Source organism: Dyella sp. M7H15-1 (genome assembly GCF_004114615.1).
Classification (GTDB): domain Bacteria; phylum Pseudomonadota; class Gammaproteobacteria; order Xanthomonadales; family Rhodanobacteraceae; genus Dyella_B.
The window spans coordinates 2622163-2647130 of record NZ_CP035300.1 but is presented as its reverse complement, the minus strand read 5'-3'; the positions used below and the strand labels follow the sequence as shown (position 1 = coordinate 2647130).

Below are 24968 nucleotides of genomic sequence, written 5' to 3'. Positions count from 1 at the left end.
GCGTCAGGTACCGACGCACCATCGAGGCGGGCAGTAACCATCTGTCTTCCTTGTCTAGCCTCAAGGTATGCACCGAGCGAACTGATCCGATTCTTACCTCGGGAATCTGAACTCAGCCGTAGTACTCGCGATACCAGTGAACAAAATTGGCGACACCCGTTTCCACCGAAACCTGCGGGCGATATCCAACAGCTTCGACCAACTCCGAGACATCCGCCTCGGTGTCCGGCACATCGCCGGCCTGCATGGGCAGCATCTGCATGTTTGCTTTGCACCCCAGGCACTGCTCCAGCACTTCAATGTAATGCAGCAGTTCGACCGGCTCTTCGTTGCCAATATTGTAGAGGTGATAAGGGGCCACCCCACTGCTGGCTGGATCCGGTGCGTCACCATTCCATGCCTCCGACTTGCTCGGCACGACATCCAGCGTGCGCACGACACCTTCGGCAATATCATCCACGTAAGTGAAACTGCGCTTGTGTTTGCCATGATTGAACACCTTGATGGGTTCACCAGCCAACATCGCCTTGGTGAACAGGAACAGCGCCATGTCCGGTCGCCCCCAGGGCCCATACACGGTGAAGAAGCGCAAACCCGTGCATGGAATGCCGTAGAGGTGTGCATAGCTATGCGCCATCTGCTCGTTGGCTTTCTTGCTGGCAGCATAAAGAGTCAATGGATGTTCGGTGGATTCATGTTCGGAAAAAGGCATCGCCGTGTTGGCGCCATACACAGAACTGGTGGAGGCAAATACCAGATGCTCTACCCCATGATGCCGGCAGCCTTCCAGAATATGCAGGAATCCTGTGACATTGCTGCTCACATAAACATGCGGGTTTTCCGCAGCGTAACGGACTCCGGCTTGTGCGGCGAGATTCACCACACACTGCGGCAGATGCGTTGAAAAAGCTTGTTCCATCGCCGTGCGGTCGGCCAGATCCGCGTGAATATGAGTGTAGTTGGATCGGTCAGACAGACGCGCCAGGCGCGCCTTCTTCAAGGCCACATCGTAGTAATCGTTGAGATTGTCGATGCCTATCACATCGTCGCCGCGATCAAGCAGTCTGGCGGCAACATGAGATCCAATGAAGCCAGCGGTACCTGTAACCAGCACTTTCATTGTCTTCTTCTACGACCCAACGAATAACACTTCTTAATGAAAGCACGAGTCGCATTTCGATGGACGATAGAAACAATTATTCATATCGTTTCGTTTCTTCGTTGTTCACGTATGCGAAGACATCCAAAACATACCCTCGCAAGTTATGTGCCGCAAAGATTCCATTTTTTGACAATGCGTAATGCTCTGTTCACGACAACTGTGGCATCAATTATAACCCTCGATAATCCCGCTTACATACACCATCGCTGCTCGCGGTTGAATCACCTGCGAAAGGATTCGAGAACATTTTCCTGATCACTGTTTCGGTAGTTCAGTTCACAAAACTGAATCCGATAGCCATTCATCGGCATGCCGATGAATGGAAGCCTTCGTGGCGTGCCTTCTCGCAAAGGATCCCGCTAACCGTGAAAACAACATATCTCTCGATCGTTCTTGGTTCTACACTTTTCGTTCAAGGCTGTGTATGGTCACCAGGACAATACATGTCGGACAAAGGACTGGTTCGCGGCACACCCACGGATAACAGTCAGATTCAGCTCATAACAATCACGCCCCAACTTCTTTCGACGAACAACCCAGTAACGCTGAGCGCAGCGGTACCCGACGCATTGCTGACGTATAAACCCGAACCCTATCGCATTGGCGCCGGTGACACGCTTTACATTACGGTCTGGGATCATCCCGAGCTGACTTCACCCGCCGGCATACAACAACAAACCGTGGCCAATGGCCGCCTGGTGCGCTCGGATGGCACGTTGTTCTATCCCTATATAGGCGCCGTCCGCGTCGCTGGAATGACCATAGAACAGCTCAGGCAAGCCATCACCAGCAAACTCGCGACATTCGTGAAGGACCCACAAGTGGATGTCAACGTGGTGGGTTACAACAGTCAACACGTGCTTATCCAGGGTGCGTTCATCAAAACCGATCCGCAGTCGATCACAGCGGTTCCACTGACCCTTTGGGAGGCGCTTGGCACTGCCACCATCAACACCAATCAGGCCAACCTCTCCGACTTGATTTTGAGTCGCGATGGTCATGATTACCATCTGGATCTGGCCGCGCTTAATGGCGCCAAAAGCATTGCACAAGATATCTATCTGAAATCCGGTGATCGTTTGTTTCTTCCCTATAACGACGCCAGGGAGGTGTACGTCATGGGTGAGGTCATACGCCCCATGGCTGTCAATTTCGGTACAGCAGACGCACTCTCACTGACCCAAGCACTGGGACGTGTCGGTGGCCTCAATCCGCTCACAGCGAGCGGCAAGCAGGTTTATGTCATCCGCGGCGCGAGTGATCTGGAAAACGCACCCGCGAAAGTCTTTCAACTGGATGCCCATTCACCTTCAGCATTCGCACTCGGCGACCAATTCAGAGTGAGGCCCGGTGATGTGGTCTTCGTGGGTCCCGCAGGCATTACACGCTGGAATCGCGTGTTGAGCCAATTGCTGCCGTCAGCCACCCTCCTCAGCACTGCGGCTTACACCAACTATTCAGTGAATGAAGCCCACTGATTTATTTCAATCTGGTTACAGCATGTTAGAGCCACGTGTGATTTTCGACTGCCTAGTCGGGACATGTACCTCAGCGACAGCCATTTTCGTGCTACGTCGATATGCTTTGTTACTTGGCCTTATGGACCACCCCGATCAGCGCAAGCAACATGTCGGTGATGTTCCGCTGGTAGGTGGTCTCGCCATTTTCATGGGGATAACCGTAGGTGCGGCCGCCTACGGCCACTTTCACTGGTTCGTGAAAATCCTGATCGATACCGCCATGCTGCTTACCTTACTTGGCGCACTGGACGACCGCTTTGACCTCAGTGTGCGAGATCGCCTGCTGATCCAGGCACTCGCCATTTTGACCGTCATTGCCACCACCGGCGTTTACATCCACACGCTCGGGCACATTTTCGGTCATGAAGTGAGGCTCGGCTGGCTTGGTCCACCACTCACGGTGTTCGCCATCATTGGCCTGATGAATGCGTTCAACTTGATGGACGGCATCGATGGTCTCGCTGGCAGCCTCGAACTGGTAAGCATCGCGGCCATCGTCATGTTCGCCGACCCGCCGACACTGCAGGAGATGGTCTTGCTGCTGGCCTTGCTGGCCACCGCTTCACTACCTTTCCTGATGACCAACCTGGGGTTCATGGGCCGCAAGATTTTCCTGGGAGATGCAGGAAGCATGCTTATTGGCTACCTGCTGGCGTGGGCGCTCGTGCGCATGAGTCAGACCACGCAGACGCATTTATCGCCGGTGGATGTACTGTGGTGCGTAGCCTTGCCGGTCTTCGATACGTTTGCGGTGATGCTCCGCCGCGTTCGCCAGGGCAAATCGCCCTTCAAGCCGGATCGTGGGCATGTTCATCACATCCTTATGGATGCCGGCATGGGACCACGCACAACCCTGCTTGCGCTAACCGTACTCGCCGCCAGCTTCGCGCTTCTTGGTGTCATCATCGCCCATGCGGCGACGTCTGCCGGCCTGAACCTTGCGGCCTACGGTTTCACGATGATGCTCTACATCGTGATCGTCACGCAGTTGCGGGCTCGCCAGGAAGCACATCGCCGACGCGCACACCCTGCTCGTGCGCGTGCTGCGAACAAACAGGTCCACCCTTGATGTCATCCCTGTGACAAAGGACAACATCAAAATATGCCGCTGTGGGCGCGCCATATAACGTCGTGGCGCGCGGCCACTGGGCTATCTGACACCGAGGAACTGGATATCCGCTGCGTCTTCGACTTCCGTGATACCTGCCTGGATGTCGTTGTCATAGTTGTAAGACCCTTCGAGCGTCAAGTGTCCTTTGACCACTCGGAGTTCATCGTTGATTCCCAGAAACGACATGGGGGCCACGCGGCTTGATGCCGATCCGGGTGTCCGCCTGGCCTTGTTTCCGGAGATGACGATGTTGTCGATCACTCTTGCGTTATCGGCGGATTCGTCTTGAGCAAAGCCGATGCAGGGCCCATAGATGTCGATAAAGGTGTTGCCGGCGCACACCATGCCTATTGCACCGAATACGCCAATAACCCCTATCTGCGGACGTATACCGATAAAGGTATTGCCGGTGATAATGGTGTCGATGGCGTTTTTGATGGTTTTCCAGGTGTAGGCGCCAAGCCGTATCGCATCGCCACCTAGCCCGGAGCCCGGTGGTGATCGCTCGAAAGTGCACGCGCTTATCTGTGTATGGCTCAATCCACCGATATTCATATCGAAACGTACTGAATTGAGAAAGTGGCAGTTCGATACCGACAGATTATCCGGCCCATCTTCAGGGCGCTTGGGCTTGGTCGCGGCATAGATGCCCCAATAGCAGTTCGTGAACTGGCAATCCGAGACGACCCAGTCGTGAATATTTTCGCCGGACTGATGCCCATTGAAGAACGTGACACCCGCTGTGTTCACGGAGTCGATATCCATGAATTGACAATGGGAGATCGTCACATCGCGATAGACGCTCCAGTTGCGATCTGGTTCGAAATCGATGGCTCCCACGGAATGGGACAATTGGCTGTTGCCAATATTCGTGAAGAGGCAACCATAGACTGTCAGCGTGTCGCAATCGATGATGGACAAGCCGTTTCGGTTGTCCTTGATCGCACCGTTGAACGAACAATCGCGTATCACAATGCGCTGATTGTGACGCTCGGTGCTCTTCAACGTCCCCGATCCGACATACATCCCGTCTCCACGAAAACCATAAAACGCCACGCGCTCGACGGTAAGATCCGACGTGGCGTTGACGGCGAAAAGATAAAAATATTGCATGTAACCAAATTCATCCACACGCCCATTGAGCTTCAGATCGTGCACATGGATGTTGCGCATGTTGTCCGCGACATGAGGGGTTCCACCATCCCGCACGTACGTGGCAAGCATGAATTCGCAGGCCAGCGAATTGTCGTAGGCCCTCCATTCGCTGGCCGCCCCTTCGCCATACAACTCCAGGTTGGACTTCAGGTTCAACTGCCTTACGTAATAGACCCCTGCAGGCACGAACACTTTGTCCGCACTGTCGATCGCCGCCTGGATGCCGCCCGTGCAGTCATAGGTGCTTGTACCCGCGTGAATGCCCGCGTGCTCGGCCTCGGGAAGGAAACTGAACACATTAACCATGTTCGGCGAAGTTGGCATGATCGTTGGCCCGATGACAGAAAACCTAATGCGACAGCCGCCCAGCTTGACTATGCGCGACGGATGGCTCCAACGGATGACATAGCTCGCCATAGACATCCATGGTGCGCTGGATGACGATGCGCTCGTCGAACTGCTGGCGCGCTTTGATACGCGCCGCATCGCCCAGCCGACGGGCGAGCACGGGGTCGTCCTGAAGTCTACGGATGGCGCGCGCCAGTGCATCGCTGTCTTTGACCGGGATCAGCAGTCCGTCAACGCCATCGCGTACCACGTCGCGACACCCCGGCACATCCGTGGTAATCAAGGGTAGTCCGCAGGCGGCTGCCTCGACCAAGGTTCTTGGCAGCCCCTCGCGATAACTCGGCAATACCACGACATGAACCGACCCGAGCAGGCTGACCATGTCCTCGACATGGCCAAGCCAGGTAAGCACCCCTTCATCCACCCAACCCCGGACCGTCGATGCCGGAATGGCGGCAGGGTTGCCCGGATCCGGGGTGCCGGCAAGCAGTGTCTCGATAGCACGGCCCTGTTGGCGCAACAATCGCGAGGCCGCAACATATTCATCGACACCTTTGTCCCAGAGCAAGCGACACGCAAGCAGCACCCGCATGCGTTCAGCGCCGGGGACTCTGACCGATACACGCGCAAATTGCGCGCAGTCCACGCCTGAACCACGAATCAGACGGATATGCCGCGGGTCGACCAGACCCACTTGCTTCAAGAGTTCCACGTCATCCGCGTTCTGCAAGATGAGTCGTGCCCCTGTTCCTCCAAGAGCCAAGCGCAGCAACCCGCGCACAACGGGCCGCAACAGGCGTGCCTTCCACTGTGTACTGGTAAACACGTACCCCATTCCCGCCACGGCACTCACCCGTGCGGGAATGCCGGCTATCCGTGCCGCCAGCGAGCCATACACTGCGCACTTGATGGTGAAGCCGTGCACAAGCGTTGGGTGCTCACGCTGCAACAACCTGACCAGGTGCCACAGCAGTGCCAGCTCGCGCAGCACATTGAGGCTACGCCGCTGCATGGGCAACGGCTCCCAGCGCAGCCCCAGGTCGCGCAGTTTTCTGCCATAGGATCCTGCTGGCGAAATCAGCAGTACGTCGTACCCGGCCTTGCGCAAGGACAATGCGAATGAGCGCCGGAAGTTGTACAGGTACCAATCAGTGTTCGCGAACAAAACCGCTTTCATGTGTCCTCCCCCGTGCCTGATGCCTAGCAGCGGGCGAGGCGAATCGCACGGTGTCTTGTAGGGCAGTCACGGCGACGATCTCCGGCTGGCTTCCAGCCATGCCTGAAACATCAATACCGTCCACAACGCATGTTGCCAGTTACGTCGCCCGCTCAAGTGTTCTTCCCATTTTTGCCGGATCGGAATCGGGTCGAAATAACTCTCCTGCCGAAGGCGCTTTTCATCGAGCAAGGTTTCCGCCCAGTCGCGCAAAGGGCCACGCAACCAGCTATCCAACGGCACGCCAAACCCCATCTTGGGGCGTTCGACCAATGCCTTTGGCACGTGCCGATAGAGCACTTGGCGCAACAGCCATTTCCCTTGCCCATGGCGAATCTTCTGATGCAATGGCAGGCGCCAGGCCAGTTCCACCACGCGATGGTCGAGCATTGGCACGCGGGTCTCCAGGCTGTTGGCCATGGCGGCGCGATCGACCTTCACCAGAATGTCGTCGGGCAGATAGCTTTGCGCATCCATAGCCATCATCCATTGCGCCAAGTTGCCGGTAGACGGCCATGTGTCGGCATCGGTCAGCAAGGTTGAGGGCTCGCGCGCGCCGATCACCATGCTTTCGGGATCTTTCCACTGGCTGGCAACATTGAGAAAGAATGCGTGACCATTTGGCTGCAATAGCACTTCCGCCAGCTTGTGCGCCTTGTCGCCCGGTGTGCTCATGCGCCACCGTTTGGGCAGCAGAGGCTCTGCGTGTTCCACTAGACTGTCCCATGCCGCCGGCGAGATCGTGCGGAGCGCGCCGGCCATCGCCTGTCTCGCAAACTTTGGCAGATGCAGCATCCTTTTCCACGTCGTGCGAGCGGTGAGATAACGGTTGTAACCACCGAACAATTCGTCGCCACCGTCGCCGCTCAGCGCCACGCTCACTTCGCGCCGGGTCAATTGGCTGACCAGAAAAGTCGGAATCTGGGAGCAGTCGCTAAATGGCTCGCAAAAGATGAAAGGCAAGCGTGGGATAACGTCGATGGCATCCGCGGAGCGAACATAAAGTTCGGTATGTTCCGTACCAAGATGCCGTGCCACGGCCGCCGCGTGGGCAGCCTCGTCGTAGCCGTCTTCTTCGAAGCCAATGGTGAACGTCTTGACCGACCGACGGCTCACCGCCTGCATCAAGGCCACGACGGTGCTGCTGTCGATGCCACCGCTGAGAAATGCACCCAGTGGTACGTCCGATAACATCTGCGCGCTGATGCTTGCTCCAAGCTGCTTCTCAAGCGCATCGGCTGCCTCGGTATCGCTACAAACCAGCGGGTCGCCCAGGCCTTTGCTCACGACATCGTTGTAGCGCCAATACGGTCTAGGTTGTCCATCCCGTGGCGCATCGATCGGCATGCGTAATACATGTCCAGGACGCAGCTTGAATATCCCGCGATAGATGGCGTACGGCGCCGGAACACAGTCGTGGCGCAAGAACAACGCCAGCGCATTACGATCAATGTCCGCGCTAAAGGCGGGATGTGCCTTCAAAGCCTTCAACTCGGATCCGAACAGAAAAGTATCGCTGCACCATCCGTAGTAAAGCGGCTTCTCGCCCATGCGGTCACGTGCCAAGACAAGCGTCCGTTCCTGCCGATCCCACACCGCAAAGGCAAACATGCCAACACAGCGTTGCAAAGTGCGCTCGATACCCCAGGCGACGAAGCATGCCACCACTGTTTCGGTATCGGAATGCCCTCGCCATGCAGGTGCAGCGCTCTCCGCCGCCAGACGTTCACGCAATTGAAGATGGTTGTATATCTCGCCATTGAAAGCGATGACGTAACGCCCGCCTGCCGAATGCATCGGTTGATGGCCGGCATCCGAAAGGTCGAGGATGGACAGGCGCCGCTGTGCGAGCACGATACCCACTGCTTCATCGCACCACAGCCCGCTGTCGTCGGGTCCGCGGTGCGTCAATTGCCTCGACATGGACTCCGCCTGGTCACGCAGGGTCTCACCACCCGCGCCACGCCCATTCCAAAAGCCAGTCAAGCCGCACATGAGCCCCGCCCCGCGTTGCGCAATACTTCTGCAAGCCGCGGCGCCTGCGCTTTGAGGCTATATTCGTTTTCGACGCACATACGGCCAGCGAGCCCCATGCGCGAGCGCAAAGACCAGTCCGTAAGCAATTGCCCAAGGCGCTTTTCCCATGCAGAAGCGCTGGCGGCGAGAAAGCCGTTTTCACCATGGCGCACAATGTCATTGTTGGTGCCGACTTCCGAAGCCACCACCGGCAGACCGCAAGCCATGTATTGAATGATCTTGTAACCGCATTTACCACGCTCCCACGGACCATCACGCAAAGGCATGATGCCGACATCCATGCGCTTGATCATGGCAACCTCATTGTCCTCGGACCATGCCACCACTTCCGGAACAACGCTGTTGAACTGTTTAGCGATGTCAACATGTGGACCGACCAGCAGCAGGCGTGCGCCATATTTGACACAAACACGCTCCAGAACCTCACGGTTGTCTAGTACGTAGTGCTCGGTGGCAGGCGATCCGATCCAGCCGATGACAGACGGCCTATCCGCTCCATGCCTCACCGTCGTATAGCGCTGCTCATCCACGACTGTCGGTATGATCGCGGTTCGCGCCGCTCCCGCCCGCAAGGCGCGCGCCGCCAGGTATCCGTTTCCGGCAATCACGCAGGTAGCGCCGCGCATGACCTTGTCGATTTTGCTCCCTAGCAGGCGCCTCACCCAGGGACTTTGCGACAAATCGTATTTGTGAAACAGCGCATCATCGTAATCGACCACGTACGGCGTCACAGACCGCGCCAGCGCCGATTCGATCCAGTTGGGCAAGTAGGGAAACAGTTCACCCTCGATCCAGGCCAGATCGTGCTCGCTGCGCCGCAGGATCTGCACGATCCGTTGCGTGCCATGCCACCATGCACGATATAGGGCGGACGATGGACTGCCGTGATAGCGCTCTTCCAGATAAGCATCTGGAAACAGTGCGCGCACCTGCACGTCGATCCCGTATTCCTTCAGCATGGGCAAATACTGCAGGCTACGCAGCCGCGAACTAGGGCCGCGCCTCGAATACTTGGAAAAAAGCAGTACCTTCATGCGCTTCATAGGGACACCCTTTTCAGGATCGACGGATATTCGATGTACCAAAGCACTAGCGGAATGACATACATCCATTGCAAGGCAAACGCCTCGATATACGGATTCGTATTGGTGGCGAGGAATGCACAGAAAAATCCGCAGAACATGAATTTGTGGCGCGCCGGCAGCAAGCGTGCGAGCGCCAGCCGGATCACCCCGATGGTGTAGAGCAGGAACGGCAGCACGTAGATCACCGTACCTACGATGCCAACTCTGTAAAGGGTCGCCAACCACACCACTTCGTAGCGCCAGGGATGGAGAGGGTCACTGATGAACGGGACGCCGACGCCATGGCCTGCACCCAATCCTCCATTATCGAAAATGCCCTTATAAATCGAACGTGACATCTCTGCTCGCGCACTGCCGCCACCGGATGCTACTTTGGCGAAGACAATGTCGAATACCGAGGAAATGCTCACCTGGGTATAGGCCTGCAACAAGTAGAGTGCCGCCATGACGGCGATCAACGCCGGCAAGCCATACTGGATAAGACGGGCTATCGCCGACTTTCCCACATGCTCGACGGTGCGGGATGCGAGCAGCCACCCTAGGATCCAGCCCAACGGAATGGCCAGTATCAGAGCCGACCGACCGGATGTAAGCGCACAGATGAGCAGTGTCGCAAGCAGCGAAAGTCGCAAAAGCCTGCTCTTGATCAGTTCGGGCGTGCTGAAAAATCCACCGCATAGAAAAATCATCGACCCATAGACATGCATGGTCGCGCCGGAAAATCCCTCACTCAAATTGACGTTGGCGCCCTGGAAGAAGAACTCCACCGCCGCCGCGCCACGCGTAAGGAAGAGGTAAAAGAACAGGGCCACGCTCAAGGCACAGAGCACACTTAAAAAAATGAGCCATTCGACCAGACGGTCGATGCCGAGCTGCCTATGCAAACCCTCCGCAATAACTATCCACGCCAATGGCGAAACGATATAGACCGCGGAAACCTCGGCCATGGCAACCCATGGTGCACCATGCATGCCGCCCACGATCACATAGACGATGGTCACCATAACGGTACAAGCGTAGAGCGCCAGCAAATTTCTGAGCGACGCGCTAAAACGAATTCCGGGCAAAGCCAGCAGCAGCGCCATCGCCATCGCCACCGCGGTAGCCATTGGCAACGAATTAGGCACGACGACTGCCAGCAGAAGCAGTGCAAATGTCGCACCAAGAAACATGTGTCGCACCGTGAACCGATAAGCATTCGCGCGCGGCAATCGCGTCGGAGGCATCGGCGGCAACAGCGATGGATCGTCGGCGGAATTCATGTCAGCACCATCTGTGAAATCCAGCTATCAAGCATGCTGGCCTGCTCGACCTTGCTATACACCCCAATGTCACGATTCGCCTGACCGGAACGAGGCGATAGCAGCGTCTGCAGTACGCTGGCCTCGGTCGCTATTTCGCTGGTCAGCAAGGTGTGCCCGGCGCCGGTCTGCGCGAGGATGTCGGTAGCGGCGTTATGCACGGCCGAAATACAAAGTATGTCGGCGCCTGCCGCGAGGTACTCAAACAACTTTCCCGTGGCACAACTGGCGCGCGAACCGGTCAGCAGCAACAGCTTGTCACATCGCTTCATAAGCTGAAGGGCCAGCCTTCGCTCGATCGGCTTCAATACGCTGACGGAAAAGTTGGCGCGCTCTGTCGATGCTCGCTCGGATCGCGTCAGCTCACCGACGAACATCACGTGGATATTCGTCGATGTCGCCATCGATTCGTTCATGGCGTCGATGAAATAGTCGAGGCTTGCGGATGCCGATCCGTCACTGGCACCGATACGTCCGAAGTGACCGATCAACATCGCGCCCGGGGGAACATATCGCGCCAGCATCTCAGCGGCTTGTTCTTCACTACCGAGGTCGTTGGCCAGGGCCGCAAAGTCCGCTGGGTCGTAGCCGTTGGGAAGAACCTGCGTCGTCTTGTCCGGATAGCGGCGGCGAAAGTCATCGACCAATGGAGCACTGACTGACGTGATCAGGCCACTCACCGCCAGGACACGTCGTTCGATCAGTTTCCTCGCGATGCTTCGCAGCCAACCAGACTTGCCCAGCGGCTCGAAAACCAAGCCATCCCTGAAATCCTGCAGACAACCGATGCGATATCGGCTAGCCAGACTGGCGGCGGCGATCAGCGCATCAATGGGGGAATACGTACCGATCGCCACGCAACACTCGCCTATCGCCAGTTTCTCGCGACATAAGCGATCGGCTTCCGTCAATGCTGAAACAAACCATGCGCGAGGAGAGGCGCCATGTCTCGGAAAGAGGAATGGTAACGGGCGTAGGAACGCCGCAGCCAACGTCAACAGCGCCGATGATAGGGAAGACTCGCTGCCCACACAGTGTCCGGACAGAGGAAACACCGAGACTTCCAGAAAGGGAGATAGGTCTGCGGCGTACTCGCCCGCTGCGAGCTCCCGCGCGAAAACAAACACCCGATACTTGGCCGGATCCAGATATTTCAGCAACCCTTTGAAACGCTGAGCTGCAACATTGTTGGACAAATGATGTGTCGCAAAGACAAACAAATTGATTCGCTTCATTGCCTGACCCTCAGACGGCCTGCATGTCGCACCCCCTATGCGCCAATGAAAGAGAAAGTTTGCATGTCGCCTCCGTGCGTTCGGTTTCGCTAACCTATAAGCACCTCCCATCGGACATTTCCGGCTTGGGATAGCTACGTTTATCAAAGGCGAACATGGGGGCCCCTTCCCGTCAGCAGCAGCCAGCCACCCAGACCCGCCGCTGAATGCAGCGATCGATACATGCCAAGCCATTCGGCACGAAAGTACCAAGCGACAACTGGCAGCATGGCAAGCCATGCATAGCTGAAATGCACGGGGGCGAAGGGCCCCCATACCAGGGTGACCAGCGACAAGCCCACCGCCACCACGACACATGCATAGAGCCGTGCACGAGGAAAGGGGCGCCATACATAAGCGGACGCCTCCGTTCTTGCGATGAAAAAGACCAAAAACGCCATGGCGTTCGCGATCACCGCACCCGCCGCACCATGCCCGGGTACCAGCCACACGCTTATGGCAACGTTGACGATCAACGCAGCCAGTGTCGACCACAGCGACAACATGGATTTGCGCGTAATGCCAATACCCACACACGTCACTTCGGAAAGCGTGTAGAGCAACGGCTGACCTATGCAGCACAACATGAAATACTTCACTTGCAGATAGCGGGCCGGCAATACGAAGTCGGCCACCCAGGACAAGGTTCCACACAGGACCCAAATGGCGCACACCACAGCCAGCGCTTGTTGGGCGACGCGGTCAATCCGGCTCATATCCACGCCGTGGGCTACCCATTTGTAGACAAGTGGCGCCCATAGCACGGTAAAAATGGTCTGGAATACGACACCCACACCGGCAAAACTCACTGAGACCGCATACACCGCGAGCTCTGAAAGGGTGGACAACGAACGCAATGCCAGACTGCTGGTGGCATCGAGCCCCCAATAGGCAACACCAGCAAATATCAACGGTACACCATAGCTGAGCAACCCCCGGATTTGTGCCTGGGATACGGCAGCGGGTAGTGCCAGGCTCCAATCACCTCGGGTATTCCAGGCGTATATAACGAGGACCGATAGTAGCGACGCGAGATAAGCTGCTTCCAGCTCGTTGAATGATCGGGAAAAGGCCGGCCACGTCATCACACCTAAAATCAGCAAGAAGATGATCTTCGGCAAAACCTGGCTCATGGAAAAAGCCAAGCCCCGCTCCTGCATGCGTAAAATCAGCGACAGAAAACGCGAAATGAAACTCGCAGTCACGCATGCAACCAGAACCCAGTAATAAGTGACGTGCCCAAGACCGAACAACCACATGGCGATACGCCGGTCATAAGGAAGAGTGATCGCCATCACCAGCACAAGCAGCGCAAATCCGGGCACGAAACAGGCTTTCAATAGCGCACCGCGATCACCCCATTCGTGGTATTCCCGGATATAAGCCCGATCCAGACCGAGGTTGAACAGCAATACGCCGAAAGAGACCGAGATCTGAACCATGTTCAGACGGCCGACATCAGCCGGCGGAAAGATCCATGCAATGGCAGGCACTGTTAGCAGACCGAGGCCAGCGGTGGCGATCGGTCCAACAGCAAATGCCATGATGGTTTTTATGTTCACGTTTCCACCTTTCAAAACCTAACTGTCTTTGGCCTTCGGTACACACCCTCTCTTTCTGCTTACTCGGTAATCATTTCGAAACTTGCCGGACTATGGCTGCCGCACCTCGGCCTGGTTCGCGCCGATCGCCAGGACGCTCGCAATAAAGTCCGAATAATTCCGATCGGAACTGAACTTCTCCTCGACCCTCTTGCGGGCATTGACCCGCAAGACGTCTCTCTTTTCGCCAAACACCACCCTTTCGATGGCATCGACAATGTCCTGAGTGCTCGGACAATTGCCCAGCAATACGCCGCATTGGTTCGACACCAGATGGGAGATGCCCCCCACATTGGGCGCTACCGCTGGCACTCCCGCACTCATCGCCTCCATGATGGAAACGGGAATGCCCTCCGATTCACTCGTGTTTATGAATAGATCAACCGGCGTGCCGAGGTAATATTTCTTGACGGCACCATTGGCCATCTCGCCCACGAATTCAAAACAAATATTTTCCACGCCGGCAAATCGCGCCGCAGCAAGAGACCTCGTCGCTTCGAAGAGAGGCCCACCGCCGATATGAGTCCATGTCGTCACCATCTCCTTATGCCGAAGGGCAAACAGGCGCAGTGCCTCGATGATCCTGTCGAGACGCTTGACGGGAAGACAGAACGATACCGACACAATGTGCAGAGTACCCGCGTCGCTCGGTTGTGACAGCATGGCCGCTAATGGAACACCCAATGGGCTGATCGCTATGCTTTCTGATGAAGCCCCATAGGTTTCTTCCAGATAAGCCTGCGCCTTCCGCGACGTGGTGAACACTTTGTCGTAGGCGTGAATGAACTGCCGTTTGAGCGGCATATAGCCATGCGGCCTTCGCATTTCGTGCAGGTCAATCCCATGTATGCGTGAAATGACTTTCCGTATGCCGCCCTCTTTTCTGATCAGTACGGCAGCATAAGATTGCGTTTCGTTCCAATAGCAATAGGCCACGTCGATCTCACCGTGGAGACGGATGTATCGACGCAGACCTTTTGCTTGCGCGATGACCTTGGAGGTATGCAAAAGGGCACGGCACACCGTATACACCGCCATTTTTCGCGATCGCCACAAGTAGCCCCATTCATGCCAGAACATCATGGAAAACAACGCCGCCCATGCTGCAACGAGTCTCGCGCCTACCGTTCCGTTTGCCATGCACAGATCCATGGACACCGCATCGGGCAAGGGCCGTGGATTCCCTTTCGCCTCAGCCGGCAGCACCGTTACGCATGCGGCGGGATTCTTCGCCCAATACTTGATCTCATCCTCGATGAACTGCTCACCGGGGTGATAAGGATATGCATGGGTAAGCATGGCGACTTTCATGATCTTCCGTTCACGCTCATCACGAAACAGAACTTTCTGAAAATGACATTTTTCATGCGATCAACTCGGAGTGAGCTCGGCGGCTACGATCGAAGCCAGCGCATCCACGATGAAATGTTGCGCGCCTGTGTCGAGATAAGGCGACATGGGCAAGCTCATCACCTCCTCCGCAGCTTCATCGCATCTCGCCAATGTCCACCCACTGCCGTCAGCGAGCGCCGGCTGCTTGTAGAGGGGTAGCGGATAATGCACGGCGGTGGGCACCCCCAGCTCCTGGAGGCGAATGCGCAACGCCTCGCGATGACTCACACGCACGGTGTACTGGGCCCATGCGCTGGTGTTGTGCGGCTCGACCATGGGCAGGACGACGTACTCCATCCCGCCCAGCAGCCGGTCGTATTGGGCTGCCACCTGGCGACGCAGCGCCAATTCTTCGTCGAGGATCTCCAGCTTCGACAACAGGATGGCCGCCTGTAGCGTATCCAGACGACTGTTCACGCCTATGCACGCATGATGATAGCGACGGTCCTGGCCATGCCTGGCAATCAGTCGCGCGGCTTTTGCCAGTGCACCATCACAGGTGAAGATAGCGCCGCCGTCGCCATAGCAGCCCAATGGTTTGCTGGGGAAGAAGCTGGTGCATGCCATGGTGCTGAGGTTGCAGCTCTTTCGGCCTTCGCAGGTTGCGCCAAAACTCTGCGCGGCATCCTCGATCACCGCCATGCCATGCTTTTCCGCAACAGCGTTGATACAGTCAAAATCGGCACATTGACCATACAGCGATACCACGACGATCGCCTTGGTGCGCGGAGTGATGGACGCTTCCAACAAGCTGCTGTCAAGGTTGTAGGTTTTCGGATCGATGTCCACATACACCGGCCGGGCTCCCAGCACAGCGACGGATTCGGCCGTGGAAATGTGGCTGAAACCCGGCGTGATCACCTCGTCGCCCGGAGCGACACCCAAGGACATGAGCGCAATCTGCAGAGCATCCGTACCATTGGCAACCGAGATGCAATGGGTTGCGCCCGTGTACGCGGCCAGCTTCGCCTCCAGCTCCGCGACTTCCGGACCAAGAATGTACTGTCCATGTGCCAGCACGCGGGCAATGCCTGCGTCGATGCTTTCCTTGATCCGCATTTGCTGTGCTTTGAGGTCAATGAAGTCGATCATCCACCTGGCTCCTCTTTGTGCAGCGCGTTTCCCCTCAATATGTAACGGATGCCGGAATGCGGACAGACATCTTCAGCATCACCCTTCAGCGGCAGATTCAAGCGCTCACCGAATTCGCTCATCCAGCCGATCTGCCGTGCAGGCACGCCCACCATAAGCGCGTACGCGGGCACATCCCGATGAATGACGGCGCCGGCGCCCACGAAGGCGAATTCGCCGATGGTGATGCCGCAGACGATGGTGCAGTTCGCGCCGAGCGTGGCTCCTCGGTTGACCACGGTGTCGCGGTACTCGCTCTTTCGATCGATCAGCGAACGCGGCGCATAGACGTTGGTGAACACCATGCTTGGCCCACAGAACACTGCCTCTTTCAGCGTCACATTGTCGTACACCGACACGTTGTTCTGAATCTTGCAGCGATCCCCGATCACCACCTTGTTGCCGACGAACACGTTTTGTCCGAGCGATACGTGCTTGCCGATGCGTGCACCACCGCATACATGCACGAAGTGCCATATGCGTGATCCCTCGCCTATTTCGGCGCCCTCGTCCACAATGGCGGATGGGTGTTTGTAGTAGTCCATGTTGCTCACTTTCTTCTCAGAAAAGGGTGACCGTTGTCCGTAGCGGAAACCACCTTGCTTGTACGAATCGCTGCCACGGTCTCGATGGCAGTGCGATTTTCTTCCAGACTGAAACCGCGATCCGCGAGAATTTCCTCGTAACTGCGGTTGTGGAGGTCCGTGAAGCCTCCGGAAAACTCGATCTCTTCATCGTCCACGGTGATCGACCGAAAAGTGCGTTGGCCCTTTTCGCGTTGCTCGAGGGGAACGTCTTCAATATCCACTGACAGAAACCATCGCACGCGAGCCATCTGATATTCCAGGTAACCGGCCGCCTTCGTGTCACTGTATAAATGCACCACGTTGCTTTGCAGCGTGCCAAAGAGGTAATGCAACATGTCAAAAAAATGGACACCGATATTAGTGGCGACGCCACCCGATTTCTTCGAATCGCCCTTCCAGCTCTGAAGATACCAATGACCGCGCGAAGTGATGTAGGTAAGATTCACTTCGTGTTTGCCGTCACCATGCTTGTTCCGAACCTTGTCGCGCAAGGCGATGATGGCTGGGTGAAGGCGGAGTTGCAGGATGGAGCTGACTTTCTTGCCAGTTTCACGTTCAATCTCCTGCAAACCATCGATATTCCATGGATTCAACACCAGCGGCTTTTCACAGATGGCGTGAGCCCCTGAACGTAGAGCGAAACGTACGTGCGAGTCATGCAGGTAATTGGGCGAGCAAATCGAAACGTAATCGATCTTGCTGCCATTTTTGGCGCGCCTGCGCATGTCAACGTGGCGATCAAAGCGCTCGAATTCCGTGAAGAAATCGGCATCGGGAAAGTGACTGTCGATGATACCCACGGAATCATTCGGGTCCAGGGTAGCCACGAGTCGATTACCGGTGGCCTTGATGGCCTGCATGTGCCGTGGCGCGATGTAACCGGCGGCACCGATAAGCGCAAAGTTCTTGGCGGCAGGCATAGTACTACTCTTGTACTGTTTTCATGAAGTCGCCGCGTCGACAGCGTAGTAAGCATACGAATAATAGCCTGTGCTGCGCTTTTCTACGGCGTTGAAAATGGCTCCTTTGATCGCAACGCCGTTTTGTTCGAAGCGCTGCTTGGCCAAGTTAAGTTCGCGCGGTTGATTGACGCCAAAACGCGCGACCAGCAATCCGGTACCGGATTGATTACCGATGATGGCCGCGTCGGTGACCGCTAGAATCGGCGGTGTATCAATGATGATGAGGTCGTACATCGGCTTCAGGTGATCGAGCAGTGTCGAGAACCTGGCATTCATCAAAAGCTCGGAGGGGTTGGGTGGAATCCGACCGCGACCGATGAAATACAAATGACTCAACGGCGCTACTGGCCGCATCGCTTCCCCCAGCTCGGCTTGACCGGAAATCAATTCCGAAAGACCAACATCTGCCTTGCCACCCACCACCTCGTGCAACGTGCCCATGCGCAGGTCACCATCGATCAGCAACACTTTTTGCCCACTTTGGGCGACAACGGCAGCAAGATTTGCGGAGACGAAAGTCTTTCCGGTATCCGGGCTCGCACCGGAAATCATGAGCACATTGTTCTTTGCTTCCAAACGCGCAAAATGCAGGCTGGTTCGCAAACTGCGCAATGCTTCGGCAGCAAGGTCCGCTGGCGCATCGGTGACAAGCAAGTACTGCTTGGCGTCTCCACGGCTTCGTTTGCTTTCAAGCGCCAATTCCCGCGAACTGACAGGGATAGTGGCATATACCGGCAGACCAAGATTCTCAATGACAGAAGGATCCTCGATGCCGCGATTGAGCACCTGGCGGATAAATACGTACATCATGGCTACGACGCCACCGAGGACAGCACCGCCGAGCACCACGATGATTTTTTTTGGCCAAGCTGGATCGGTGACATCTACGGCCGCATTGTCGACAATGCGTACGTTGCCAACCGTGCCGGCCCGGGCGATATCCAGTTGCTGGGCCTGATTCAGCAGGTTTTGATAGGTTTGATTGCTCACCTGCACATCGCTGGTGAGTTTCAACAGCGTTTTCTGCGTATCCGGCAAGGCGCCAATTTTCTTGTCGACGTCTGATTTTTGTCCTTCCAGTTCACCGATCTGCTTCATCAATGCCTTATACGCCGGATGCTCCGGTGTGAATTGACGCTGCATATCCGCCTGCTGCAGGCGCAATTGCTGCAGGTTGGCTTCAATGGAAACCTGCTGGGTCAGAAAGCTTTGCGTCTGCATGCTCATATCGACAGAATGCGCCTGGTTCTGGAAGGCATTGAGTGCTTCCGTCGCTTTCTCCAATTCGAGGCGTACGTTCGGGAGTTGCTCCCTGACGAACTTCAGACTGTTTGTCGCTTCCGCGGAATTGCGATCGACATCCTGTCGCACGTACATCTCGCCCACTTGTTCAAGCAGATGGGCAGCCAGCTTAGGGTCGGCATTGTTATAGGTCATCCTCAGGATGCCGGAGTCTTTACCTTCCTCCTTGACGTTGATCTGTTTCTGCAAGCCGTTGATGACCGTCAAGTCACGGTGCCGAAAGACTCGGAAACGCGTGCCAGGATTGGCAGCCAGCGTCCTTACCTGCATGGTCACGCCATGACCGCGGGAGGATTGGCCTGCACGACCGATAACTAGAACGTTGTCATTGTCGTCCTGCAGCACGTAGATACCGCCTTCACCGACGGTCAATTGCAAGGGTTTGTCCAGCAGATCGTCGGGAACATCTAACTGGAAAATATCCAGCTTCGCGCCACCCCAGTCATATCCGGCCAGCCCCCATGGAGCAGGGGCTACCTTGCCGGGATTTTTTGCAGCGTAATGACGGGCGATGAAGTTACCAAGCACTGGAAATCGACGCGGACTTGCCTGAATCGTGAGGTTGAGCTTGTTCACTGCCGCACCGATGACCATGCGTGACGTGATCAGATCCGATTCCGTCGTTGCCACGGGACTTTCGGCACTCAATGTCTGGGTCAGCGCACTTAGCCCAGGCAGGTCTGGCACTTTCTGCTCGACCTGCACCATGGCGCTAGCCTGATAGATCGGCGTGGCCAGCAGCGCGTAGGTCACACTGAGTGCGACAAATACGGCAGTGATGATGATGATTCGCCACTTATTGTCCTTAAGCGTGCCGAGCATTTCGCTCAGTTCCATCTCACCGTCACGCCCACCATCATGCTGTAAGGGTATTTGAGTAGTGAACATGCGCGCGTTCAATCCATCACATGGAGAAAATAGAGAGTCACAAATGGGCCGCCCAGCTATCGACGTCGCCCATGATCATTTCGTAAACGCGATCGAATACAAATCGTGGCTGGCCGTAGGGATCGGGAACGTCGCGCTCGCCCAGCCATTTGTCGAGCAGATAAACCTTGCCGCGTGCCTCGGGCGCAAGCTGAACCATCGCGTTGACATGGCGCTTTTCCATGCCAAGCACGAGATCAGCCTGAAGCAACATGGAGGGTGTGAGTTGATGAGCGCGATGCGACGTGCCATCGACGCCACTTTCGCTAAGGAGCTGCAGGACCATCTGGTCCATGGGATTGCCGACCAATGCGACGAGCCCCGCGCTGCACAGTTCAATACCACGCGCGCCCATCCGCTCCCGGAACAGGTACTCCGCCGCTGGACTGCGGCAAATGTTGCCCACGCAAACGATCAATATCCGCTTGAACACGGTGCTGGCACGCTCCCGGACCTAGGCAGATCGGCGCCATTCAATGGCGCCGGTGATGAAAGCCCCCTGTCCGATCCGGAATCCCACACTTGGTTGGATTCCAGAATCGCGTTACTACAATGCTGGGCTACACGACCTCCGTAACTAAAGGATTGCTGCCACTCACGCATTGAACCACACGCATCGATTCGGATACTGCCTATGCTTTGGCACTTGCGATACAAACGTGATACGCGGCATCCGAAGCAGGAACCATCACCAAAGCAGCACATCAACTACTTTTCAATCATTGCATGATCGAATTGCCTGACAGTGAACCGTAGCGAAACGATTTATACATTGACACCGTGTTGCAACATCATTCGAATCAGCGTGACATTGAAAAGACATGTAACGCTTGCCTGGCATGCCGATATTGAGTTCCTGACTCACCACGAATGCATCGAATCAACAGACATGCCGACGAATCACTGCAAGCAATTACGATTTACGGTGGATTTATATTTATCATTTGCCTTGGTGCTTGCCGCGGCTCGCCTTGAATCAGTGGCGCCGCTTGAGGCGAATGAGGCCGGAAATATCGTCATCGCCGTGACCTTGCGTCATCAGCTCGGCATAGTCGGCCAGCGAGCGCTCGATCATCTCCCGTGACGTACCTGCTTTTTCCGCAATACCGCGCACAATCCCCAGATCCTTGTGCAGCAGAGCAAGCTTGAAACCCACGCTGAACTCGTTCTTCAACATGGTCGCGCCACGCTTGTCGAGAAACCAGTTGCCCGCGGCGCCCGCACCCAGGGTAGGAATCAAGCGCTCCGGATCGAGGCCCAACGCCTCACCCAGCGCGAGCCCTTCGCATACGGCCTGCGCAATACCCGCAACCAGCACTTGATTAACGGCCTTGGTAGCCTGCCCCGCGCCGACATCGCCAAGGTGCGTGATGCGTAAAGCATAGGCTTCGAGCACCGGACGCGCACGTTCCAGCACCGCGGCGTCGCCACCCACCATGATCGACAATTTGCCGCTCTTCGCCCCTTCCACGCCGCCGGAAACCGGCGCATCGAGAAAATGCGCGCCGATCGGGTGCAGACGTGCAGCTGCCTGTTTGGCCGTATCCGGCGCCACGGTCGAATGATCGATCACGATCGTGCCGGGCTTTACATGCGGCGCCAATGCCTCAACGGTGTTGATGACGTCAGCATCCGCGGTAACGCACAACGCAATCACGTCGCATGGCTGTGCAAGTTCCGCCAAACTGTCCGGCGCAACGACGCCCAGCTCGCGCGCCAACGCCATGGCCTTGGCATGGGTGCGATTGGCAACGGCGTGCAGCAGACCGTGTTGCTTCAGGTGCTTCGCCATCGGTGCGCCCATGGCGCCGAGGCCGATAAATGCTGTCTTGAGAGTCATGTGTTGTCCTTCCAGCACTTCCATTCGCATCTGAGAACCTGCTTCGCGAATGCCGAAAACGCCCGATGGCCGTGGCCGGCCCTCTCCCTGTGATGCTGCATGTGGTTTTATTTCCTTGCTGCGGCGCTCAGCCACGATGTACGTCGTGCGTTACGAAGGGATTCTCGCTCGTCGGCAGGTCGAGCCAGTGCGGCTTCGTGAGAGTATGCCGCATGTCGGTCAGGCCACTTTGCCAGTGTTCGTGCATGGTCGTCGCACTGAACTCGTAATCCTTGTAGTGCCCTTCATAGGGTTTGTCTCGATAGATCAGGTGGATGAGGTTGGTCAGCGAGCCGCTCGCATAACGCTCGGCGCGACGAAACACCGGGCTGTTGCGCTGGGCTTCCGGCACCAGTCCCATCAGTTCATGCACCAGCCGCTGCTGTTCGCGATTCTGGCGCATGTACTCGGTGACCAGGCGCGTGCGGCTGGAAAACTGGATGTCCTTGGAGCGCTCGGCCACGCTGCCCATGTCGCGTGGCAACGCGCCGCTCGCGTTCCACAGATCCACCTGGAAAATCAGCGAATCGTGGTGCGGCCGTTCCGTCAGCACTTGATACAGCGGCGTGTTGGAAACCATGCCGCCGTCCCAGTAGTACTCGCCATCGATCTCCACCGCTGGAAAGCCGGGCGGCAAGGCACCGGAGGCCATGAAATGTTCCGGCCGCAGCTTGTCGCGGCGATTGTCGAAATAAGCGAAGTTGCCCGAGCGCACGTTTACCGCGCCTACCGACACGCGCACGCAGGATGGATGATTGATGCGATCGAAATCAGCCAGGCGCTCCAGTGTTGCGCGCAGCGGTGCGGTGTCATACCAGCTCGCGGTGGCGGGATTGCCGTGCCACTGCATGACCGGCGGCGGCACGCGTGGCTGGAAGAAGCCTGCCTGGCCCTCGGTCAGTGCACGCCATGCAGCCAGCGCGTTGACGCCATCGCGAAAAATCTGCGGAAACGAGAAGTTTTCCGGCCAGGGAAACGTAGGGCGGCTGGGCCACAAGGCCGACTGACAGATGGTTTCCCAGAATTCGGACAGCTTTTCGACTCGCAGCTCCAGCGGATTGCCGGCGATGATGGCGGCGTTCAACGCGCCGATCGAAATGCCCGCAATCCAGTTCGGGTGCAAGCCCGCTTCATCGAGCGCCTGATAGACACCCGCCTGATAAGCACCCAATGCACCACCACCCTGCAGAACCAGGGCGGTGATCTTGTAGGCATTCTGCACGGGATGCTTTGTCGCGGTCTTGGCTGACGGCGTTTTTTGCGCGGCCATGCATCGACTCCTACGCGTTCTTTTCGTCGAGATAGTCGTAGACCACCGAACCCAGATCGAGGGTGAGATCGGTGATGTAATGCACCGCCGACTCCACCTTCAACACGGGAAGGTCGGCCACCGGCGCCAACGCATGCGGATGCAGTTCCAGCGAGGCAGGTCCGGTCCACGCGCCCTTGAGGGTGACGTTGGTGGTGTAGTAACGCACGAGTTCGCAGATGCGCGGCGTGCCGTCCACGTGCGGAATGATCTTCAGCAGGAAGCTCGGTGCGGCAAGACCAGCGAGGATGGCGTTGCGATCGGCTTCGCGATGCTTGAAGCCCATGGTGGCCTTGGCCACGCGCACCTTGCCGTAGTCGAGCGTGCCAACGAGCGTATCGATCTCGGTTTCCAGAATCGGCGTGGCCAGCTTCTTCGGGAAACCCCATAGCTCGCGGCCGCCGGCAATCGGCGGATGGTCGTTGAGATACATGGCGTGCACATAGCCGCCCTTCTTGCCACGGAAACTTACCGGTATCACCTGCCCCGATTCGGTGTAGTCACCGAAACCGGTGGAGTCGGGCATGCGAATGAATTCGTATTTCACCAGCGGCTCATGCACTTCCAATGGCTCCGGCACGACGGCGCGCAGCGCATCCATATCCGTGCGATAAGTAATGACCAAGAATTCGCGATTGACGAAACGATAAGGCCCCACCGGAAAGGCGGGACTGGTCAAGGGCATGGCAAAAGCGTTTGCTTTAACGTCGGCGATCTTCATCAGTACTCCCTTGTAAACGTTGTGCGTGGCATCGCGATTCTTACAATCATTTGTCCCGCTCCTGCCTGCAGGAGCGGGACAGATCGCATCGATTACTGCATATACCAACCATGGCTGACCACGAAACTCTGGCCAGTGAGTGCCGCACTTGGGAATGCCGCCAGGAACAGCGCCGTCCGCGCAATGTCATCGACGGTGGTGAACACGCCATCCACTGTGTCCTTCAGCATCACGTTCTTGATCACATCGGCTTCGCTGATGCCCAGTTCCTTGGCCTGTTCGGGAATCTGCTTTTCCACCAGCGGCGTGCGCACGAAACCGGGACAGATCACGTGCGAGCGCACGTTATGCGCCGCACCTTCCTTCGCCAGCGTACGTGCCAGACCGAGCAAACCGTGCTTGGCGGTGACGTAGGCGGATTTCAGCTTGGAGGCTTCGTGCGAATGCACCGATCCCATGTAGATCACCGTGCCGCCGCGGCTCTTACCCGTACCGTCATCCTTGTACATGTGCTTGAGCGCGGCCTTGGTGGTGAGGAAGCCGCCATCCAGGTGAATCGCCAGCATTTTCTTCCAATCGGCAAACGAGAACTGGTCGATCGGATTGATGATTTGCACACCCGCGTTGGAAATGAGCACGTCGAGACTGCCGAATGCGGCCACGGTCTTATCCGTACCAGCGTTCACTGCGTCTTCGCTGGTGACGTCCATTTCAATGCCGATGGCCTTGCCGCCGACTGCCTTGATCTCTGCCGCTGCTGCCTCGGCAGCCTGCTGGTTGATGTCGGCGATGGCTACCGCTGCACCATTTTTCGCATACAGCTCAGCAATCGCCTTGCCCAGGCCGCTGGCTGCGCCCGTGATCAATGCAACTTTGCCGTCGAGATTTGCCATGTGCCACTCCTTCGATATCGGAAAAACGGAAAGTGGGGCGACACATCGGTCTGCC

General features: G+C 56.8%; 20 protein-coding genes. 2 read left to right on the top strand and 18 right to left on the bottom strand.

From position 1 onward, the window contains the following. Positions 1 to 112 precede the first annotated feature (112 nt). Positions 113 to 1120, bottom strand: coding sequence for an NAD-dependent epimerase (locus tag EO087_RS12275; protein WP_128899117.1), 1008 nt, complete (start codon positions 1118 to 1120; stop codon positions 113 to 115). Positions 1121 to 1605: 485 nt separating this feature from the next. Between EO087_RS12275 and EO087_RS12270 the strand changes: the two genes are divergently transcribed. Further along, positions 1606 to 2640: a polysaccharide biosynthesis/export family protein gene (locus EO087_RS12270; RefSeq protein ID WP_128899116.1), complete on the top strand. Its 1035-nt coding sequence runs from the start codon at positions 1606 to 1608 to the stop codon at positions 2638 to 2640. Positions 2641 to 2746: 106 nt separating this feature from the next. Then, a complete protein-coding gene (locus EO087_RS12265) occupies positions 2747 to 3751 on the top strand; it encodes an undecaprenyl/decaprenyl-phosphate alpha-N-acetylglucosaminyl 1-phosphate transferase (protein WP_240669045.1) in 1005 nt (334 codons plus the stop codon). A gap of 81 nt (positions 3752 to 3832) precedes the next feature. Here EO087_RS12265 and EO087_RS12260 read toward each other — a convergent pair whose 3' ends face one another. The 17 genes from EO087_RS12260 to EO087_RS12180 all read right to left on the bottom strand — a co-directional run bounded on the left by EO087_RS12260 (position 3833) and on the right by EO087_RS12180 (position 24913). Then, positions 3833 to 5254, bottom strand: coding sequence for a glycosyl hydrolase family 28-related protein (locus EO087_RS12260; protein WP_128899933.1), 1422 nt, complete (start codon positions 5252 to 5254; stop codon positions 3833 to 3835). 43 nt (positions 5255 to 5297) lie between these two features. After that, entirely contained in the window at positions 5298 to 6473 is a 1176-nt protein-coding gene (locus tag EO087_RS12255; protein ID WP_128899114.1) for a glycosyltransferase family 4 protein, read from the bottom strand. Positions 6474 to 6539: 66 nt separating this feature from the next. Continuing rightward, positions 6540 to 8507: an asparagine synthase (glutamine-hydrolyzing) gene (gene asnB, locus EO087_RS12250; RefSeq protein WP_128899113.1), complete on the bottom strand. Its 1968-nt coding sequence runs from the start codon at positions 8505 to 8507 to the stop codon at positions 6540 to 6542. Further along, positions 8495 to 9592: a glycosyltransferase family 4 protein gene (locus EO087_RS12245; RefSeq protein ID WP_205744360.1), complete on the bottom strand. Its 1098-nt coding sequence runs from the start codon at positions 9590 to 9592 to the stop codon at positions 8495 to 8497. The genes asnB and EO087_RS12245 overlap by 13 nt, the downstream gene beginning before the upstream one ends. Then, positions 9589 to 10896, bottom strand: a complete 1308-nt coding sequence (locus tag EO087_RS12240) for a hypothetical protein (RefSeq protein ID WP_128899111.1) — start codon at positions 10894 to 10896, stop codon at positions 9589 to 9591. Before EO087_RS12240 ends, EO087_RS12245 begins: the two co-directional genes overlap by 4 nt. Then, positions 10893 to 12281, bottom strand: a complete 1389-nt coding sequence (locus EO087_RS12235) for a glycosyl transferase (protein WP_240669044.1) — start codon at positions 12279 to 12281, stop codon at positions 10893 to 10895. The genes EO087_RS12240 and EO087_RS12235 overlap by 4 nt, the downstream gene beginning before the upstream one ends. A gap of 32 nt (positions 12282 to 12313) precedes the next feature. Further along, on the bottom strand, positions 12314 to 13771 hold the full coding sequence (locus EO087_RS12230; protein WP_240669043.1) for a lipopolysaccharide biosynthesis protein: 1458 nt from the start codon (positions 13769 to 13771) through the stop codon (positions 12314 to 12316). A 90-nt stretch (positions 13772 to 13861) separates the two neighbouring features. Beyond that, the gene (locus EO087_RS12225; RefSeq protein WP_240669042.1) at positions 13862 to 15121 is read right to left on the bottom strand and encodes a glycosyltransferase; all 1260 of its coding nucleotides are present in this window, start codon (positions 15119 to 15121) and stop codon (positions 13862 to 13864) included. Positions 15122 to 15181: 60 nt separating this feature from the next. Beyond that, positions 15182 to 16294: a DegT/DnrJ/EryC1/StrS family aminotransferase gene (locus EO087_RS12220; protein ID WP_128899110.1), complete on the bottom strand. Its 1113-nt coding sequence runs from the start codon at positions 16292 to 16294 to the stop codon at positions 15182 to 15184. Further along, positions 16291 to 16878 (bottom strand): acyltransferase, encoded by a 588-nt coding sequence (locus EO087_RS12215; RefSeq protein WP_128899109.1) that lies wholly within the window; start codon positions 16876 to 16878, stop codon positions 16291 to 16293. The genes EO087_RS12220 and EO087_RS12215 overlap by 4 nt, the downstream gene beginning before the upstream one ends. Positions 16879 to 16883: 5 nt before the next feature. Next, positions 16884 to 17840, bottom strand: a complete 957-nt coding sequence (locus EO087_RS12210) for a Gfo/Idh/MocA family oxidoreductase (protein ID WP_128899108.1) — start codon at positions 17838 to 17840, stop codon at positions 16884 to 16886. A 21-nt stretch (positions 17841 to 17861) separates the two neighbouring features. Continuing rightward, the gene (locus EO087_RS12205; protein ID WP_128899107.1) at positions 17862 to 20072 is read right to left on the bottom strand and encodes a polysaccharide biosynthesis tyrosine autokinase; all 2211 of its coding nucleotides are present in this window, start codon (positions 20070 to 20072) and stop codon (positions 17862 to 17864) included. A gap of 37 nt (positions 20073 to 20109) precedes the next feature. Beyond that, positions 20110 to 20544, bottom strand: a complete 435-nt coding sequence (locus EO087_RS12200; protein WP_128899106.1) for a low molecular weight protein-tyrosine-phosphatase — start codon at positions 20542 to 20544, stop codon at positions 20110 to 20112. A gap of 543 nt (positions 20545 to 21087) precedes the next feature. Continuing rightward, a complete protein-coding gene (locus EO087_RS12195; protein WP_128899105.1) occupies positions 21088 to 21951 on the bottom strand; it encodes an NAD(P)-dependent oxidoreductase in 864 nt (287 codons plus the stop codon). A gap of 127 nt (positions 21952 to 22078) precedes the next feature. Next, a complete protein-coding gene (locus EO087_RS12190; protein WP_128899104.1) occupies positions 22079 to 23260 on the bottom strand; it encodes a patatin-like phospholipase family protein in 1182 nt (393 codons plus the stop codon). A gap of 10 nt (positions 23261 to 23270) precedes the next feature. Then, the gene (locus EO087_RS12185; protein ID WP_128899103.1) at positions 23271 to 24020 is read right to left on the bottom strand and encodes an acetoacetate decarboxylase; all 750 of its coding nucleotides are present in this window, start codon (positions 24018 to 24020) and stop codon (positions 23271 to 23273) included. A gap of 92 nt (positions 24021 to 24112) precedes the next feature. Beyond that, on the bottom strand, positions 24113 to 24913 hold the full coding sequence (locus EO087_RS12180) for a 3-hydroxybutyrate dehydrogenase (protein ID WP_128899102.1): 801 nt from the start codon (positions 24911 to 24913) through the stop codon (positions 24113 to 24115). Between the last annotated feature and the right edge of the window lie 55 nt (positions 24914 to 24968).

Excerpts from the sequence above, each read along its gene's own strand:
- EO087_RS12275 (WP_128899117.1), bottom strand. The coding sequence starts at position 1,120 with ATGAAAGTGCTGGTTACAGGTACCGCTGGCTTCATTGGATCTCATGTT.
- EO087_RS12270 (WP_128899116.1), top strand. The coding sequence starts at position 1,606 with ATGTCGGACAAAGGACTGGTTCGCGGCACACCCACGGATAACAGTCAG.
- EO087_RS12260 (WP_128899933.1), bottom strand. The coding sequence starts at position 5,254 with ATGGTTAATGTGTTCAGTTTCCTTCCCGAGGCCGAGCACGCGGGCATT.
- EO087_RS12255 (WP_128899114.1), bottom strand. The coding sequence starts at position 6,473 with ATGAAAGCGGTTTTGTTCGCGAACACTGATTGGTACCTGTACAACTTC.
- asnB (WP_128899113.1), bottom strand. The coding sequence starts at position 8,507 with ATGTGCGGCTTGACTGGCTTTTGGAATGGGCGTGGCGCGGGTGGTGAG.
- EO087_RS12245 (WP_205744360.1), bottom strand. The coding sequence starts at position 9,592 with ATGAAGCGCATGAAGGTACTGCTTTTTTCCAAGTATTCGAGGCGCGGC.
- EO087_RS12240 (WP_128899111.1), bottom strand. The coding sequence starts at position 10,896 with ATGAATTCCGCCGACGATCCATCGCTGTTGCCGCCGATGCCTCCGACG.
- EO087_RS12235 (WP_240669044.1), bottom strand. The coding sequence starts at position 12,281 with ATGGGAGGTGCTTATAGGTTAGCGAAACCGAACGCACGGAGGCGACAT.
- EO087_RS12225 (WP_240669042.1), bottom strand. The coding sequence starts at position 15,121 with ATGAAAGTCGCCATGCTTACCCATGCATATCCTTATCACCCCGGTGAG.
- EO087_RS12220 (WP_128899110.1), bottom strand. The coding sequence starts at position 16,294 with ATGATCGACTTCATTGACCTCAAAGCACAGCAAATGCGGATCAAGGAA.
- EO087_RS12215 (WP_128899109.1), bottom strand. The coding sequence starts at position 16,878 with ATGGACTACTACAAACACCCATCCGCCATTGTGGACGAGGGCGCCGAA.
- EO087_RS12210 (WP_128899108.1), bottom strand. The coding sequence starts at position 17,840 with ATGCCTGCCGCCAAGAACTTTGCGCTTATCGGTGCCGCCGGTTACATC.
- EO087_RS12205 (WP_128899107.1), bottom strand. The coding sequence starts at position 20,072 with ATGTTCACTACTCAAATACCCTTACAGCATGATGGTGGGCGTGACGGT.
- EO087_RS12195 (WP_128899105.1), bottom strand. The coding sequence starts at position 21,951 with ATGACTCTCAAGACAGCATTTATCGGCCTCGGCGCCATGGGCGCACCG.
- EO087_RS12190 (WP_128899104.1), bottom strand. The coding sequence starts at position 23,260 with ATGGCCGCGCAAAAAACGCCGTCAGCCAAGACCGCGACAAAGCATCCC.
- EO087_RS12185 (WP_128899103.1), bottom strand. The coding sequence starts at position 24,020 with ATGAAGATCGCCGACGTTAAAGCAAACGCTTTTGCCATGCCCTTGACC.
- EO087_RS12180 (WP_128899102.1), bottom strand. The coding sequence starts at position 24,913 with ATGGCAAATCTCGACGGCAAAGTTGCATTGATCACGGGCGCAGCCAGC.